Below are 15,559 nucleotides of genomic sequence, written 5' to 3' on the forward strand. Positions count from 1 at the left end.
CGGCATCACGGCGGGCCTCCGGTCTGGCGTTAACGTCGGACCAGGCACACCCCGGCTGCTCTCCCCCGTCAAGGCGTGGCTGTAATCACGGTTGCGCAGGCGATGCGCACAGCCGCCCAACGAGGTAATCGACGAAGCAACGCACCCTGGCCGGTGTGTGCGCTCCGCCCACGAATACCGCATGCACCTCCTCACCATCGCCGGGATTGAACGCGTCGAGGATAGGCACGAGCCTGCCTGCCTGGATGGCGTCTGCCACCGTCTCGGCGCAAACACGCGCGATCCCGATCCCTTCGAGGGCCAGTTGGCCTTCCGTATCGCCATTATTCGTTTCCACGCAGCCCGTGATCGGCAATGAATAATCGCGGCCGTCTTTGCGAAACGGCCACGTTGGCGCGGCGCGTTTGAAGTTGAAGCCAATACAATCGTGATGGTAGAGATCCTCCGGAACCGCCGGCGTGCCGCGACGTGCGAGATAGTCCGGAGACGCCACGATGACCTTATGGGTGACGCCAAGCCGGCGGGCGGTAAGCAGTCCGTCGGGCAGCGGCCCCAGCCGCACTGCAACGTCCGCCTGGCCCGCGGCGATGTCCACGACGGCGTCGGTGGCAATGATTTCCAGCAGGATGCCGGGGTATTGCTGCATGAACGCGCGAAGAAGCGGTACGACGAACATTTTTCCATACTGCAGCGACAGACAAATCCGCAGACGCCCCTTGGGGGAACTCTGATTCGCAATGGACTGCTCGGTTTCCTTCAGATCCGCGATGATGCGCCGGGCAGACGCCAGATAAGTCATGCCCTCGGGCGTGAGTATCAGCGAGCGCGTGGTTCGCAGCAGCAGGCGAACGCCAAGCCGTGCTTCGATGCGGTCGATGACCCGCGCGATTGAAGACGGCGCCACCTTCAGCCGGCGTCCCGCCGCCGAAAAACCGCCTTCCTCCGCGACGAGCACGAAGATTTCCAGATCGCCGGCCAGGGCCATAAATACCACCTGTGCGTTTTACGCAAAAGAATTGAGCAAATTCATAGCATAGACGTCCGCATGGCGTGAGTCTATCTTTGCATAAGGGAGTGCAATGCCTTTTAACCGTGGCCGCTGCGGTTGAAGCTCAACGCTATCCCCATCTCTGTGCAATCTACGGCACCCATGAGGAGAGGACTATGGTTTCACCTTACCAGATACATATTCCTGACCAGCGGCTCGCCGCGATCAGGGCGAAAGTCGAAGGTTATGACTGGCATTTGCTGGCGGATGCGGGCGGTTGGTCGGCGGGCGTCGGCATCGGCGACCTCAAACGGCTCGTCGCCTACTGGCGGGACAGCTATCAGTGGCGCGAGGTGGAGCGGCGCATCAACCAGCTCCCCAATTTCACGACGGTTGTCGAAGGCGAGCATATCCATTTCGTCCATGTGAAGGGAGACGGGTCCAAGCCCCCCGTACTCCTCCTGCACGGCTGGCCGGGCTCGTATCTGGAGTTCGAGCGGCTGCTGGCGCCGCTTGCCGCCGATGGGCACGATGTCATCGTTCCCTCGCTCCCAGGCTTTGCCTTCTCGAACCCCATCACCGGCGTTATCGGGCCGCGCCGGTCGGCCGAGCTTATGCACGGGCTGATGACGCGCTTGTTCGGCCAGGCGCGCTACTTCGTCCAAGGGGGCGATTGGGGGGCGCATATCGCCAGCTGGCTGGCTCACGTGCGGCCGGACGCGCTGCTCGGTTTCCATATCAATATGGTGAGCATCTTCGCCGGGGATAGCGTTCCCACCACGCCGGAGGAAAAGGATCTGTTCTCCCGCCGCGCCGCGATCCTCGATTGGGAGACGGGCTATAATCACGAGCAGGAGACGCGCCCGCAGACACTGGGCGTCGCGCTGGCCGACAGCCCGGTCGGCGCGGCCGGCTGGATACTCGAAAAATTCGGTAAATGGTCGGATCTGCCGACGACGGCCGACGGCGGTCCGGACATCTGGAGCACATACTCGGAAGAGGAGTTGCTCACCAATATCATGCTGTATATCGCGACGCCGGCGGCGGTCACGGCAATGTGGATTTACCATGGCAAGCGCCTGGAAGGCGCGGATCGGTTCCCGGCCGGAACCCGCGTCCAGGCGCCGATGGGCGTCGCGGCGTTTCCCGATCCCGTCTTTCTGCCGACGCCACGCTCGTTTGCCGAAAAGACCTACAATATCGTGCATTGGACGGACATGGAGAGGGGCGGCCATTTCGCCGCGCTGGAACAGCCGGATCTGATGTTGGCGGACCTGCGCGCGTTCATCGCCACGGTGTTGGCCGCGCGCTGATAAGGCGCGGCGGCTTCGTCTCCGGGGTGCCGCAGCGCCTTTACGTCCCAGGGCTTCAATGCCAGCGCCGGCAACGGCCCTGTTTTAACGCGACTGAGTATCCCCGGCGGGGCGGAGCGGGGCGGCAAAATCCTCCGCATCCACATCATAACCCGACGGTTCCCAGCGAATCGTCAACAGCGCCGCCAGTCCGGCCAGCGGCGCGATGGCAATCACCCAGAACACGCCGGTATTCAGCAATGCCGCCAAGACCGGAAACAGGAACAGTGAAACGGTGGAGCTGGCGCGCATCAGCGTCTGGTTAAATCCTACCCCAACGCCGCGCAGCGAGGTCGGATAACTTAACGACGCGAAGGTCATGCTGTGCGAACCGGGGCCGATGCCCTGACCGAATAAAAACAGCGCCAGCATGGCGATAGCCAGTCCCGCGTGCAGCCCGTCGGCCGGCCGGCCGATCAGCGCCAGGCCGATAAGCGCCGCCAGCTGGAAGGCATACCCCAGCACCGTCATGTTCCAGGCGCCGAAACGCGGCACCCAGCGCACCGCTATCAGCCCGCCGACAAACGCAAACAGCAGGTTCAGCGCCAGCGACGCCAGAATCGTGGTCAGCATGGACTGCGCCAGGAAACTGCTGATGATCACCGGCAGGCCGAACGCCACGGCGTTATAGGCAAAAGACGAGGCCACGGCGATAATGGTCGCCAGCACGGTGCGCTTAAGGTAAATGCCTTTGAGCAGTTCGCCGTAATTGCGAAAACGCGCGCGGCGCGCGGGTACGGCGGCCGGGCCCTTGCCGGCGTCCGCCGCCACCCGGGCGTTAATGCCGTAGGAGCGCCTGAGGATGCGCGCCGCGCCGGCCAGATCGCCCTGATTGGCCGCCCATACCGGCGACTCGCTCATATATTTGCTGCGAATGGCGATGATAAACAGCGCCGGCACGGCGCCGAAACCCAATATCAGGCGCCATAGCCAATCGGTATACCCCGCGGGCAGCACGCCGTATAGCAGCAGCACCAGCAGGTACGACACGCTGATGGCGGCATACCAGGTGGGGCACCACATGGCGATGCTGGCCGCCTTGTTGCCCCGTCCCTGCAAACGGGAAAACTCCGCCAGGAAGGCCATGGCCACCGGCAAATCAATGCCGACCCCCAGCCCCATCACAAACCGCGCCCCGGCCAGCACCCACTCGTTGGGCGCAAAGGCGCAGGCCAGCGCGGCGATGACAAAAAAGAACATATCCGCCATAAACACCCGGTAGCGGCCGATTTTATCGGTCAGGTAACCGCCGAAAAACGCGCCGACGATAGCGCCGAAGGTGATTGCCGAGGCCACCATGCCGGTGCCGGCCGGCGTCAGGTTAAACTCGCGGGTAATATCCTTGACCCCAAAGGCCAGCGCCCCCAGATCGTAGGCGTCGAGGAACACGCCGCCCAGCGCTATGCCGATAATGATGCCGGCATGATTGCGTTTTTGCGTACCGGCGTTGACCAGCTGGGAGATATCAGCGGCGCTCTTGATAAATACCGGATCGCCCTCGGGCGTCATATCGGCGTCCAGCGTCGCGGTGTGGGCGGTACTCAGGAGTAGGGACATAGCGTGCTTATTGATTAAATCGAAAAGGTAAGGCGCAGCATACCCAGCGGCCGGCCCCAGGGAAAGGCCGAAAAGTTATAACTTAATACAAAATAATAGGTTGCACGCTGCTGGTGCAACCCGCGGCGGCATTACAGCTCCAGTTCGATATCCGCCACGGGCAGGCAGCAGCAGGGCAGGATCTCGCCGGGCCGGATAAACGCCAGCGGAGCATGCTGATATTGTACCTGCCCCTGCGCCAGGCGCAGGCGACAGGCGCCGCAATAACCCGAGCGGCACTGGGATTCCACCGGCACCTGGTGCGCTTCCAGCGCGTCCAGCAGCGAGCCGTGGCGGCTCTCGCAGGCCAGGCGCGTCCCATCGCGACGCAGCGTGATCATAGGCAGGGGCAGGGACACGGCGGCTTACAGCTGAAAGTCGCTAAGGTCGTCGGCGTTGACCTCGGAGTCAATCTGGCCGACAAGATAGGAGCTCACCTCCACCTCCTGCGGCGCCACCTGTACGTTATCGGACACCAGCCAGGTATTGATCCAGGGGATGGGATTGGAGCGGGTGGCGAACGGCAGTTCCAGGCCCACCGCCTGCATGCGGATATTGGTAATATAATCCACATACTGGCACAGGATATCCTTGTTCAGCCCGATCATCGAGCCGTCGCGGAACAGATAGCTGGCCCACTCCTTCTCCTGCTCCGCCGCCAGCACAAACAGGTCGTAGCATGCCTGCTGGCATTCTTTGGCGATCTCGGCCATTTCCGGGTCATCCTCGCCGGAACGCAGCAGGTTCAGCATATGCTGGGTGCCGGTCAGGTGCAGGGCCTCGTCGCGGGCGATCAGGCGGATAATCTTGGCGTTGCCTTCCATCAGCTCGCGCTCGGCGAACGCAAAGGAGCAGGCGAAGCTGACGTAAAAACGCACCGCCTCCAGGGCATTGACGCTCATCAGGCACAGATACAGCTTTTTCTTTAGCTCGCGCAGGTTCACCGTCACTTCCCGGCCGTTCACCTGATGGGTGCCGACGCCCAACAGATGGTAATAGCCGGTCAGCTCGATCAGATCGTCGTAGTACCCCGAAATATCCTTGGCCCGCTTGAGGATCTCCTCGTTGGTGACGATATCGTCGAACACCAGCGACGGATCGTTGACGATATTGCGGATGATATGGGTATAGGACCGGGAATGGATGGTTTCCGAAAAGGCCCAGGTTTCCACCCAGGTCTCCAGCTCGGGAATGGAGATCAGCGGCAGCAGCGCCACGTTGGGGCTGCGTCCCTGGATGGAGTCGAGCAGGGTCTGGTATTTCAGGTTGCTGAGGAAAATATGCTTTTCATGCTCCGGCAGCGCCTGGAAATCGATACGATCGCGCGATACGTCCACTTCTTCCGGCCGCCAGAAGAAGGAGAGCTGTTTTTCAATCAGCTTTTCGAAAATATCGTATTTTTGCTGGTCGTAACGCGCCACGTTAACGTTCTGGCCGAAGAACATCGGCTCGAGCAGCTGGTTGTTTTTATGCTGTGAAAATGTGGTATAGGCCATGGTCACTCCTGTTACCCACGGACGGCGCCAGCGCCGCCCGCGGCCGGTGTTAAATCTTACAGGCGCCGCTTTCGCAATCGTCGGTCTCGGCGGCGGCCTGCATATCTTCCTGCGCATCTTCGGCGCCATCGCGGGTATTTTGATAATACAGCGTCTTGACGCCGAACTTATACGCGGTCAGCAAATCTTTCAGCAACTGCTTCATCGGCACTTTACCCGCCGGGAAACGGGACGGATCGTAGTTGGTATTGGCCGAAATCGCCTGGTCGACAAACTTCTGCATGACGCCCACCAGATGCAGGTAACCGTCGTTGTTGGGCATTTCCCATAACAGTTCATAGGCGTCCTTCAGCCGGTTGGACTCCGGCACCACCTGGCGCAGGATGCCGTCCTTGGAGGCCTTGATGCTGACATAACCGCGCGGCGGCTCAATGCCGTTGGTGGCGTTGGAAATCTGCGACGACGTCTCGGAGGGCATCAGCGCCGAGAGGGTGGAGTTGCGCAGGCCGTGCCGCTGAATATCGGCGCGCAGGGTTTCCCAGTCATAATGCAGCGGCTCGCTGCAAATGGCGTCGAGATCCTTTTTATAGGTATCTATGGGCAGGATGCCCTGGGCGTAGGTGGTTTCGTTAAACCACGGACAGGCGCCGCGCTCCTGCGCCAGTTCGTTGGATGCCTTCAGCAGGTAATACTGGATGGCTTCGAACGTACGGTGCGTCAGGTTATTGGCGCTGCCGTCGGAATAGCGCACGCCGTTTTTCGCCAGGTAATAGGCGTAGTTGATCACGCCCACGCCCAGCGTGCGCCGGCCCATGGCGCCGCGCTGCGCGGCCGGGATCGGATAGTCCTGGTAATCGAGCAGGGCGTCGAGCGCGCGCACCGCAAGCGTCGCCAGCTCTTTCAGGTCATCCAGGCTGTCCAGGGCGCCCAGGTTAAACGCCGACAGGGTGCACAGCGCGATTTCCCCGCTTTCGTCGTTAACGTCTTCCAGCGGTTTGGTCGGCAGGGCGATTTCCAGGCACAGGTTGGACTGGCGGATCGGCGCCACGGACGCGTCGAACGGGCTGTGGGTATTACAATGGTCCACGTGCTGGATATAGATGCGGCCGGTGGAGGCGCGTTCCTGCATCATCAACGAGAACAGATCCACCGCCTTGACGCGCTGCTTGCGGATACTGTCGTCCTGCTCATACCGGGTATACAGCCGTTCAAACTCTTCCTGGTCGGCAAAAAAAGCGTCATACAGCCCCGGCACGTCGGACGGGCTGAACAACGTGATGTCCTCGCCCTTGACCAGGCGCTGGTACATCAGCTTGTTAATCTGTACGCCGTAGTCCATATGGCGCACGCGGTTGCCTTCCACCCCGCGGTTGTTTTTCAATACCAGCAGGCTTTCCACCTCAAGATGCCACATCGGGTAAAACAAGGTGGCCGCGCCGCCGCGCACGCCGCCCTGGGAACAGGACTTCACCGCGGTCTGGAAGTGTTTATAAAACGGCACGCAGCCGGTATGGAAGGCTTCGCCGCCGCGGATCGGGCTGCCCAGCGCCCGGATGCGGCCCGCGTTGATGCCGATGCCGGCGCGCTGCGAGACATATTTGACGATGGCGCTGGAGGTGGCGTTGATGGAATCCAGGCTGTCGCCGCACTCAATCAGCACGCAGGAGCTGAACTGGCGGGTCGGGGTACGCACGCCGGACATGATGGGCGTCGGCAGCGAGATCTTAAAGGTGGAAATGGCGTCGTAAAAACGTTTCACATAGTCCAGGCGGGTGGCGCGGTCATAACCCGAGAACAGGCAGGCCGCCACCAGGATATACAGGAACTGCGCGCTTTCGTAGATCTGGCCGCTGACCCGGTTTTGTACCAGGTATTTGCCTTCCAGCTGTTTCACCGCCGCATAGGAAAAATTCATATCGCGCCAGTGGTCGATAAAGCCGTCCATCAGGGCAAACTCTTCGGCGCTGTAGTCTTCCAGCAGATGGCGGTCGTATTTGCCCATTTCCACCAGCCGGGTGACGTGATCGTACAGCTTCGGCGGCTCAAACTGGCCGTAGGCTTTTTTACGCAGGTGGAATACCGCCAGACGGGCGGCCAGGTACTGATAATCCGGGGCATCGCGGGAAATGAGATCCGCCGCCGCCTTGATAATGGTTTCATGGATATCGGCGGTTTTGATGCCGTCGTAAAACTGGATATGGGAGCGGAGCTCGACCTGGGAAACCGAGACGTTTTCCAGGCCTTCCGCCGCCCAGTCGATCACGCGGTGGATCTTGTCGAGGTTGATTTTTTCTTTACTGCCGTCGCGTTTTGTAACAAGCAGACTCTGGTTCATAAGCCGCAATACCTGTCTGAGTGACCCCGGGCTTTATGCTCGCGCATAAGAAAAATAGTGTCTCCCGTTGCGGTAAAACACTATATATAGGGTTTTTTCGTTAATTTGATAACAAGATAGTGACAAACCGCAGCCAATGCAAGGGACTAAAACGCCCGATTTTGTGGATAACTTGGGGGTGAAATGTTAACGGATTCTTTAAAGCGCTATTTCACCGGCGCTTAGCGCATGTCAATGGCCGGCGAAAAAAATTCGAAAAGGGATTATTTGGTGTTTTATTAAACTAGGGGTAACGATTTTCGCTACCCCTGTCGGTCAAGACGCGTGGCGCGTATGCAGCATATAGTTAACGTCGACATTGCCGCCGAGGGTAAAACGATCGCGCAGCGGATTATAATGCAGCCCGATGATATGGCGCTCGCGCAGGGGGGTGCTTTCCAGCCAGTTCAGCAGCTCGGACGGCTTGATGAATTTCCTGATGTCATGGGTGCCGCGCGGCACGATGCGCAGCAGGTACTCGGCGCCGACGATGGCCATCAGCCACGACTTGGGGTTGCGGTTCAGGGTGGAGAAAAACACGTCGCCGCCGGGTTTCACCAGCCGGGCGCAGGCGCGCACGATCGAGGCCGGGTCGGGCACGTGCTCCAGCATTTCCATACAGGTGACCACGTCGTAACGTCCGGGATTGGCCGCGGCATGGTCTTCCACCGTTTGCTGGATATAGTCGATGTTTATCCCGGTCTCCAGCGCGTGAAGGCGCGCCACCGCCAGCGGCTCGGTGCCCATGTCAAGGCCGGTCGCCCGCGCCCCTTCGCGCGCCATGCTCTCCGTCAGGATGCCGCCGCCGCAGCCCACGTCCAGCACGTCTTTACCGAACAAGCCCCCGGCGCGGCCCAGGATATAGTCCAGGCGCAGCGGATTGATCCGGTGCAGCGGCTTGAATTCGCCCTCCAGATCCCACCAGCGCGAGGCGACGGCGTCAAATTTGGCAATTTCCTGCTGATCGACATTGTCGTGGCGCACGACGTCCTGTTTATTGCTGCTGACTTCCGGATTCATCACGCACGCTCCCTTATCGCGTTGGTGTTTGCATTCATACAGGTGTTTCCCGGGGAGAATCTTCCCGCCTGCGGCAAGTATACCGTTAACCGCGCAACTGACCAGCGGCATAACGGCGGAAATCACCGGCGCGGATGCTTCCGGGCGCCGACTATTTTCCCTGAATCACCGATGTATGGTATACTTTGGCACCTTCAAATCCGGGTAGATGCATCAATTAGTAGAGGGATAGCGGCTGCATGAGCGACCTTGCCAGAGAAATAACACCGGTCAACATCGAAGAAGAGATGAAACGCTCTTATCTGGATTATGCCATGTCCGTGATTATCGGACGTGCGCTGCCGGATGTACGTGATGGACTGAAGCCGGTACACCGCCGCGTTTTATTCGCGATGAGTGTGCTAGGTAACGACTGGAATAAACCTTACAAAAAATCGGCCCGTGTGGTCGGGGACGTTATCGGTAAATATCACCCCCATGGTGATTCCGCGGTCTACGACACCATCGTGCGTATGGCCCAGCCGTTCTCGCTGCGTTATATGCTGGTGGATGGCCAGGGTAACTTCGGTTCCGTCGACGGCGACTCCGCCGCGGCGATGCGTTATACCGAAATCCGCATGTCGAAAATCGCCCATGAGTTATTGGCGGACCTCGAAAAAGACACCGTGGACTACGTGCCGAACTACGACGGCACCGAGCAGATCCCCGAGGTCATGCCCACCAAGGTTCCCAACCTGCTGATCAACGGTTCCTCCGGTATCGCGGTCGGCATGGCCACCAATATTCCGCCGCACAACCTCACCGAGGTGATCAACGGCTGCCTGGCCTATATCGATGATGAAAATATCAGCGTCGAAGGGCTGATGGAACATATCCCGGGGCCGGACTTCCCCACCGCCGCCATTATCAACGGCCGGCGCGGCATTGAAGAAGCCTATCGCACCGGACGCGGCAAAATCCTCATTCGCGCCCGCGCGGAAGTGGAAGCGGATGCCAAAAGCGGCCGCGAAACCATTATCGTGCATGAAATTCCGTACCAGGTGAACAAAGCCCGGCTGATCGAGAAGATTGCCGAACTGGTCAAGGACAAGCGTATCGAGGGCATCAGCGCCCTGCGCGACGAATCCGATAAAGACGGCATGCGCATCGTGATCGAAATCAAGCGCGACGCGGTGGGCGAGGTGGTATTGAACAACCTCTACTCCCAGACGCAGCTGCAGGTGTCGTTCGGCATCAATATGGTGGCGCTGCACCAGGGCCAGCCAAGGATCATGGCGCTGAAGGATATTTTGTCCGCCTTTGTCCGCCACCGCCGCGAAGTGGTCACCCGCCGTACCATTTTTGAACTGCGCAAGGCGCGCGACCGCGCCCATATCCTTGAAGCCCTGGCCGTGGCGCTGGCGAATATCGATCCGATCATCGAGCTTATCCGCAACGCGCAGAATCCGACGGAAGCCAAGGCCGGGCTGGTGGCCCGTCCCTGGGAGCTGGGCACCGTGGCGGCCATGCTTGAGCGCGCCGGCGACGACGCCGCCCGCCCGGAATGGCTGGAGCCGGAGTTCGGCATCCGTGACGGCAAATATTACCTGACCGAACAGCAGGCCCAGGCCATCCTGGATTTGCGCCTGCAGAAACTGACCGGACTGGAGCATGAAAAGCTGCTCGACGAGTACAAAGAGCTGCTGGATCAAATCGCTGAACTGATTATTATCCTGGAAAATCCCGATCGGCTGATGGAAGTGATTCGCGAAGAACTGAACGCGATGAAAGAGCAGTACAACGACCCCCGCCGCACTGAAATCACCGCCAATACCTCGGATATCAATATCGAAGATCTGATCAACGAGGAAGACGTGGTAGTGACCTTGTCCCACCAGGGCTATGTCAAATACCAGCCTCTGACCGATTACGAAGCCCAACGGCGCGGCGGCAAGGGCAAATCGGCGGCGCGCATCAAGGAAGAAGACTTTATCGACAGGCTGCTGGTGGCCAATACCCATGACACCATCCTGCTGTTTTCCAGCCGCGGCCGTATGTACTGGATGAAAGTATATCAACTGCCGGAAGCCAGTCGCGGCGCCCGTGGCCGGCCGATCGTCAATCTGCTGCCCCTTGAGCCGAATGAACGCATCACCGCCATCCTGCCGGTGCGGGAATATGAGGAAGGCCGCCATGTGTTTATGGCGACCGCCAGCGGCACCGTGAAGAAAACCGCGCTGACCGAGTTCAGCCGGCCGCGCAGCGCCGGCATCATCGCCGTCAACCTCAACGAGGGCGACGAACTGATCGGCGTCGATCTGACCGACGGCAAGAACGAAGTCATGCTGTTCTCGGCCTACGGTAAGGTCGTGCGCTTCCCGGAAGGGCAGGTGCGCTCCATGGGCCGTACCGCCACCGGCGTGCGCGGCATCAACCTGGCCGAGAAGGATCGCGTGGTGTCGCTTATCATACCGCGCGGAGACGGGCCGATCCTGACCGTTACCCAGCATGGTTACGGTAAACGTACCGCCCAGGAGGAATACCCCACCAAATCCCGCGCCACCCTCGGCGTGATCTCGATTAAGGTGAGCGAACGCAACGGCGAGGTGGTCGGCGCGGTGCAGGTGGCCGATACCGATCAGATCATGATGATCACCGACGCCGGCACCCTGGTGCGTACCCGGGTTTCCGAGGTCAGCATCGTCGGGCGCAATACCCAGGGCGTGACCCTGATCCGCACCGCTGAAAACGAGCATGTGGTCGGCCTGCAGCGCGTGGCCGAGCCGGTTGACGACGAAGAGCTTGACAGCGTCGAAGGCCTGGCCGATGGCGACGAAATCGAAGACGCCGCCGATGAGGATATCGATGGCGAGGACGCCGGCGACGATATCGGCGCGGACGACGATGACTCGGCGGACGGAGACGACGAGCCGAACGCCTGATTGCCGCCGCCGCCCGGTGTCAGCATAGCGCCGGGCGGCACGGCCGCCCCGAAAGCCAGCCGCCGCGCTGGCTTTTTTTATAGGGGGCCGGTAGTGTAACGCATACGCTGGCCTCCGATTAAAGACTATTACCGGAACGTGACTTTCTTGAAATACTTCACATCATTTCGCACAACGGTAAAAATATCCCGCTATCTGTTCCGCACCCTGGCGCTATTGCTGTGGGCGCTGGGCGCGCTGCTGTCGGCTTTTTACATTATCAGCCAATTACACCAGCGCGAGTCCGATCTGCGCCAGGAGTATTACACCAGCTACGGCCAGGCCCAGGCCTATATCACCCGTTCCACCACCATTATGCGGGAAATTAAATATGTGGCGGAAAACCGGCTTAACGCCGGCCTGCCGGGACTGGATATGCTTAACGGCGTATTTGCCGGCAAGGCCAGCCGCCCCGATATTTCGCCGCTCTATCCCACTGCCGACTGTAGCGGCACCGGTACCGAATACCATAACGCCGTCGATTCCCTGAGTTATTTCCTCAGCTACTGGAAAGACAGTTTTTCCGATGCCTACGACCTTAACCGGGTGTTTTATATCAGCGGCGAAAGCCTCTGCATGGCGGATTTCAACTTCCGCGGCACCGCGGGCACGGCGGCCTCCCTGCCGAAAAGTCTGCAGCAGGAGATAATCAAATACCGCAACGCGCGCCAAAACGGACGCGAGGACGACTTGTATTGGGTGGTGCCCGGCGCGCGCTCCGGCAGCGGCTCGCTGTACGTATTGACGCCCATCTATGTCGCCAGCAAACTGCAGGCGTTGCTGGGTATAGAACTGAGCATCCGGCTGGAGGATTTTTCCACCGCCAGTACCCTGCCTATCGGCATCACCCTGCTGGATCAGGGCAATATGCCGGTGCTGTCGCTAGCCGACGGGGAGCGCAAAGCGTCGGCGCTGACGGAGTATCCGGCGCAGGCCAGCTATTACGGTTATACGGATAGCTATAAAAACCTGGTGATGAAAAGAAACCTGGCGCCGTCGTCGTTGAGCATCCTGTATTCACTGGCGCTGACCACGATGGTGGAAAATTTCAAGCCGCTGATTTTTAATGCTTTGTTGTTGAATGTGCTGTCGGCCACCCTGCTGTTTATGCTGGCCTGGCTGTTTGAGCGCAGGATGTTCTCCCCGGCGGAAAAAAACGCCCTGCAGCTGGAGGAGAACGAGCAGTTTAATCGCAAAATCGTCGCCTCCGCGCCGGTGGGCATCTGCATCCTGCGCATCAGCGACGGCGCTAACCTTATCAGCAATGAGCTGGCGCATAATTATCTCAGCCTGCTGACGTTTGAGGATCGGCAGCGCATCATCCATATCATCTGCGGCCAGCAGGTGAATTTTGTCGATGTCATGACCAGCAATAACAACAACCTGCAAATCAGCTTCGTACATTCGCGCTATCGTAATGAAAACGTCGCCATCTGCGTGCTGGTGGATATCAGCGCCCGGGTAAAAATGGAGGAATCCTTGCAGGAAATGGCGGCGGCGGCGGAACAGACCAGCCAGGCGAAGTCGATGTTCCTGGCCACGGTCAGCCATGAGTTGCGCACCCCCTTGTACGGCATCATCGGCAATCTCGATTTGATCAAGACCAAGGCGCTGCCGGACGGCGTCGATCGCCTGGTGATGGCGATGGACAACTCTTCCGCGTTATTGCTCAATATCATCAGCGATATCCTCGATTTTTCGAAAATTGAATCCGAACAGCTGAAAATCGAGCCGCGGTGTTTTTCCCCGCGGGAAGTGGTCAGCCATATCGCCGGCAATTACCTGTCGCTGGTGGTGAAAAAACGCTTAGGGTTGTACTGCTTTATCGATCCCGACGTGCCGCAGAACCTGCGCGGCGATCCGGTGCGCCTGCAGCAGGTGTTGTCCAATCTGCTGAATAACGCCATTAAATTTACCCACAGCGGTTGCCTGGTGATCCGCGTTTATCGTGACGCGGATTACCTGCTGTTCCAGATACGCGACACCGGCGTGGGCATCCAGCAGCGCGAGCTGCTGCGGCTGTTCGACCCCTTTGTGCAATTGGGCAGCGGCGGGCAGCAGCAGTCCCATGGCACCGGGCTGGGGCTGGCCATCTGTGAAAAGCTGGTCAATCTGATGGACGGCGATATCGCCGTTGAGTCCGAGACCGGGCTGGGAAGCCAGTTTACCATCCGGCTGCCGCTCTACCAGGCAAGCTACGCGCCGCCGGAGCTGAGCAGCGACCTGTACGGGCGCGTCTGCTGGCTGCATGTGCGCAATGCGGCGCTGGAGGCTTACCTGATCCGTTTGCTGGGCGCCGAAGGCATGGTGGTTAAACGCCATACCTGGCAGGACATTGACAACGAATCCGTGTTCATTACCGATGACGATGATGCGCCGGCGCAACGCCCGCGCGTCTGGATCCGTTTTATGGTCAACCATATCGGCCCCGCGCAGGAAATGTCCGCGGGGGAATGGTGGCTAAGCTCGGCCTTCGCGGACGCGCTGCCGCTGCTGTTGCTGAAAATCTGCCGCGATGACCAGAAGACGGTGCCGGCGTTGCCCTCGCCGGCGGCCATGATGCAGAACGCCTGCGACCTTAATAACGATATCCGCATCCTGGTGGTGGACGATCACCCCATTAATCGCCGGCTGCTGGCGGATCAGCTTGAATCGCTGGGCTATCAGGTGATTACCGCCAACGATGGGGTGGATGCGCTGGGGACGCTGCAAAAACAGTCGGTGGATATCATCCTTACCGATGTCAATATGCCGAATATGGACGGCTACCAGCTGACCCGGCGCTTACGCGGGCAGGGCGTCCAGCTGCCGGTGATTGGCGTGACCGCCAACGCCCTGGCGGAGGAAAAACAGCGCTGCCTGGATGCGGGCATGGACAACTGCCTGTCCAAGCCGGTCACCCTGAGCGTATTGCAGCCGGCGCTGGCGCATTTCAGCCAGCAGACCCGGCGGCAACGCCAGCAATCTCCCGCCGATGCCGGTTAAAGGCAATGGAATGCGCTGCGTATGGCGGCGCCATGGCACGAGGGACGGTGAGGGTAGAGAAAAGCACAAGGTCGCGGGGAACGTCGGCATATCGGACGGGCGGCGTAGGACGCCGCCCGTTGCGGCAAGAGGGGCGTTACTCTTTGTCCACCGGCGCCATACTGACTGACGACAGGTAATTAAGCAGGGCGATATCATTTTCCACGCCCAACTTCAGCATGGCTGATTTTTTCTGGCTGCTGATGGTCTTGATGCTGCGGTTGAGCTTTTTGGCGATTTCCGTGACCAGGAATCCCTCGGCGAACAGCCGCAGCACTTCACTCTCTTTTGGGGAAAGGCGCTTATCGCCATAGCCGCCGGCGCTGATGCGCTCAAGCAGTTTCGCCACGCTGTCGGGAGTATATTTTTTACCCTTTTGCAGCGAGGCCAACGCCTTGGGCAGGTCGGTGGGCGCCCCCTGCTTAAGGACGATACCGTCGATATCCAGCTCCAGCACCGCGCTTAAAATGGCCGGGTTGTTATTCATGGTCAGCACGATAATCGCCAGGTGCGGGTAGTGGCGTTTGATATATTTGATAAGGGTGATGCCGTCGCCGTATTTCTCGCCGGGCATCGAGAGATCGGTAACCAGGACGTTGGCGTCCAGCTTGCTCAGGCTGTTGATTAACGAGGTGGAGTCTTCGAATTCACCGACAACTTTAACCCACTCGATGGATTCCAGGGATTTGCGAATGCCAAACAGGACGATGGGATGGTCATCGGCAATGATGACGTTCAGATTATTCATA

10 protein-coding genes are annotated in these 15,559 nt (G+C 59.6%); 3 read left to right on the forward strand and 7 right to left on the reverse strand.

Annotation, left to right across the window (positions count from 1 at the left end):
- Positions 1-85: 85 nt before the first annotated feature.
- The gene (locus tag ACL2XN_RS25770) at positions 86-985 is read right to left on the reverse strand and encodes a LysR family transcriptional regulator (RefSeq protein ID WP_413729742.1); all 900 of its coding nucleotides are present in this window, start codon (positions 983-985) and stop codon (positions 86-88) included.
- A gap of 179 nt (positions 986-1,164) precedes the next feature.
- Between ACL2XN_RS25770 and ACL2XN_RS25775 the strand changes: the two genes are divergently transcribed.
- Entirely contained in the window at positions 1,165-2,301 is a 1,137-nt protein-coding gene (locus ACL2XN_RS25775) for an epoxide hydrolase family protein (protein ID WP_410014232.1), read from the forward strand.
- Between the two features lie 84 nt (positions 2,302-2,385).
- Here the strand turns inward: ACL2XN_RS25775 and ACL2XN_RS25780 are convergent, their stop codons facing one another.
- The 5 genes from ACL2XN_RS25780 to ubiG form a co-directional block, all read right to left on the reverse strand.
- Positions 2,386-3,897, reverse strand: a complete 1,512-nt coding sequence (locus tag ACL2XN_RS25780) for an MFS transporter (RefSeq protein WP_413729744.1) — start codon at positions 3,895-3,897, stop codon at positions 2,386-2,388.
- 131 nt (positions 3,898-4,028) lie between these two features.
- Positions 4,029-4,289 carry a class I ribonucleotide reductase maintenance protein YfaE gene (gene yfaE / locus ACL2XN_RS25785; RefSeq protein ID WP_410016766.1) on the reverse strand — a complete coding sequence of 87 codons (261 nt, stop codon included), beginning with the start codon at positions 4,287-4,289 and terminating at the stop codon, positions 4,029-4,031.
- A gap of 12 nt (positions 4,290-4,301) precedes the next feature.
- Positions 4,302-5,432 (reverse strand): class Ia ribonucleoside-diphosphate reductase subunit beta, encoded by a 1,131-nt coding sequence (nrdB, locus tag ACL2XN_RS25790; protein ID WP_413723324.1) that lies wholly within the window; start codon positions 5,430-5,432, stop codon positions 4,302-4,304.
- 49 nt (positions 5,433-5,481) lie between these two features.
- Positions 5,482-7,767 (reverse strand): class 1a ribonucleoside-diphosphate reductase subunit alpha, encoded by a 2,286-nt coding sequence (gene nrdA, locus ACL2XN_RS25795; protein WP_410014235.1) that lies wholly within the window; start codon positions 7,765-7,767, stop codon positions 5,482-5,484.
- Positions 7,768-8,082: 315 nt separating this feature from the next.
- Complete coding sequence (ubiG, locus tag ACL2XN_RS25800; protein ID WP_410016767.1) at positions 8,083-8,826, reverse strand: bifunctional 2-polyprenyl-6-hydroxyphenol methylase/3-demethylubiquinol 3-O-methyltransferase UbiG; 744 nt, start codon at positions 8,824-8,826, stop codon at positions 8,083-8,085.
- A gap of 239 nt (positions 8,827-9,065) precedes the next feature.
- On the opposite strand from ubiG, the gene gyrA reads away from it, so the two are divergent.
- Positions 9,066-11,747 (forward strand): DNA topoisomerase (ATP-hydrolyzing) subunit A, encoded by a 2,682-nt coding sequence (gene gyrA / locus ACL2XN_RS25805; protein WP_413727953.1) that lies wholly within the window; start codon positions 9,066-9,068, stop codon positions 11,745-11,747.
- A 147-nt stretch (positions 11,748-11,894) separates the two neighbouring features.
- Entirely contained in the window at positions 11,895-14,771 is a 2,877-nt protein-coding gene (gene rcsC, locus ACL2XN_RS25810; RefSeq protein WP_413729745.1) for a two-component system sensor histidine kinase RcsC, read from the forward strand.
- Positions 14,772-14,907: 136 nt separating this feature from the next.
- Here the strand turns inward: rcsC and rcsB are convergent, their stop codons facing one another.
- Complete coding sequence (gene rcsB, locus ACL2XN_RS25815; protein ID WP_331121075.1) at positions 14,908-15,558, reverse strand: response regulator transcription factor RcsB; 651 nt, start codon at positions 15,556-15,558, stop codon at positions 14,908-14,910.
- Between the last annotated feature and the right edge of the window lies 1 nt (position 15,559).

Source organism: Sodalis sp. RH22, assembly GCF_047324165.1.
Classification (GTDB): Bacteria; Pseudomonadota; Gammaproteobacteria; order Enterobacterales; family Enterobacteriaceae; genus Acerihabitans.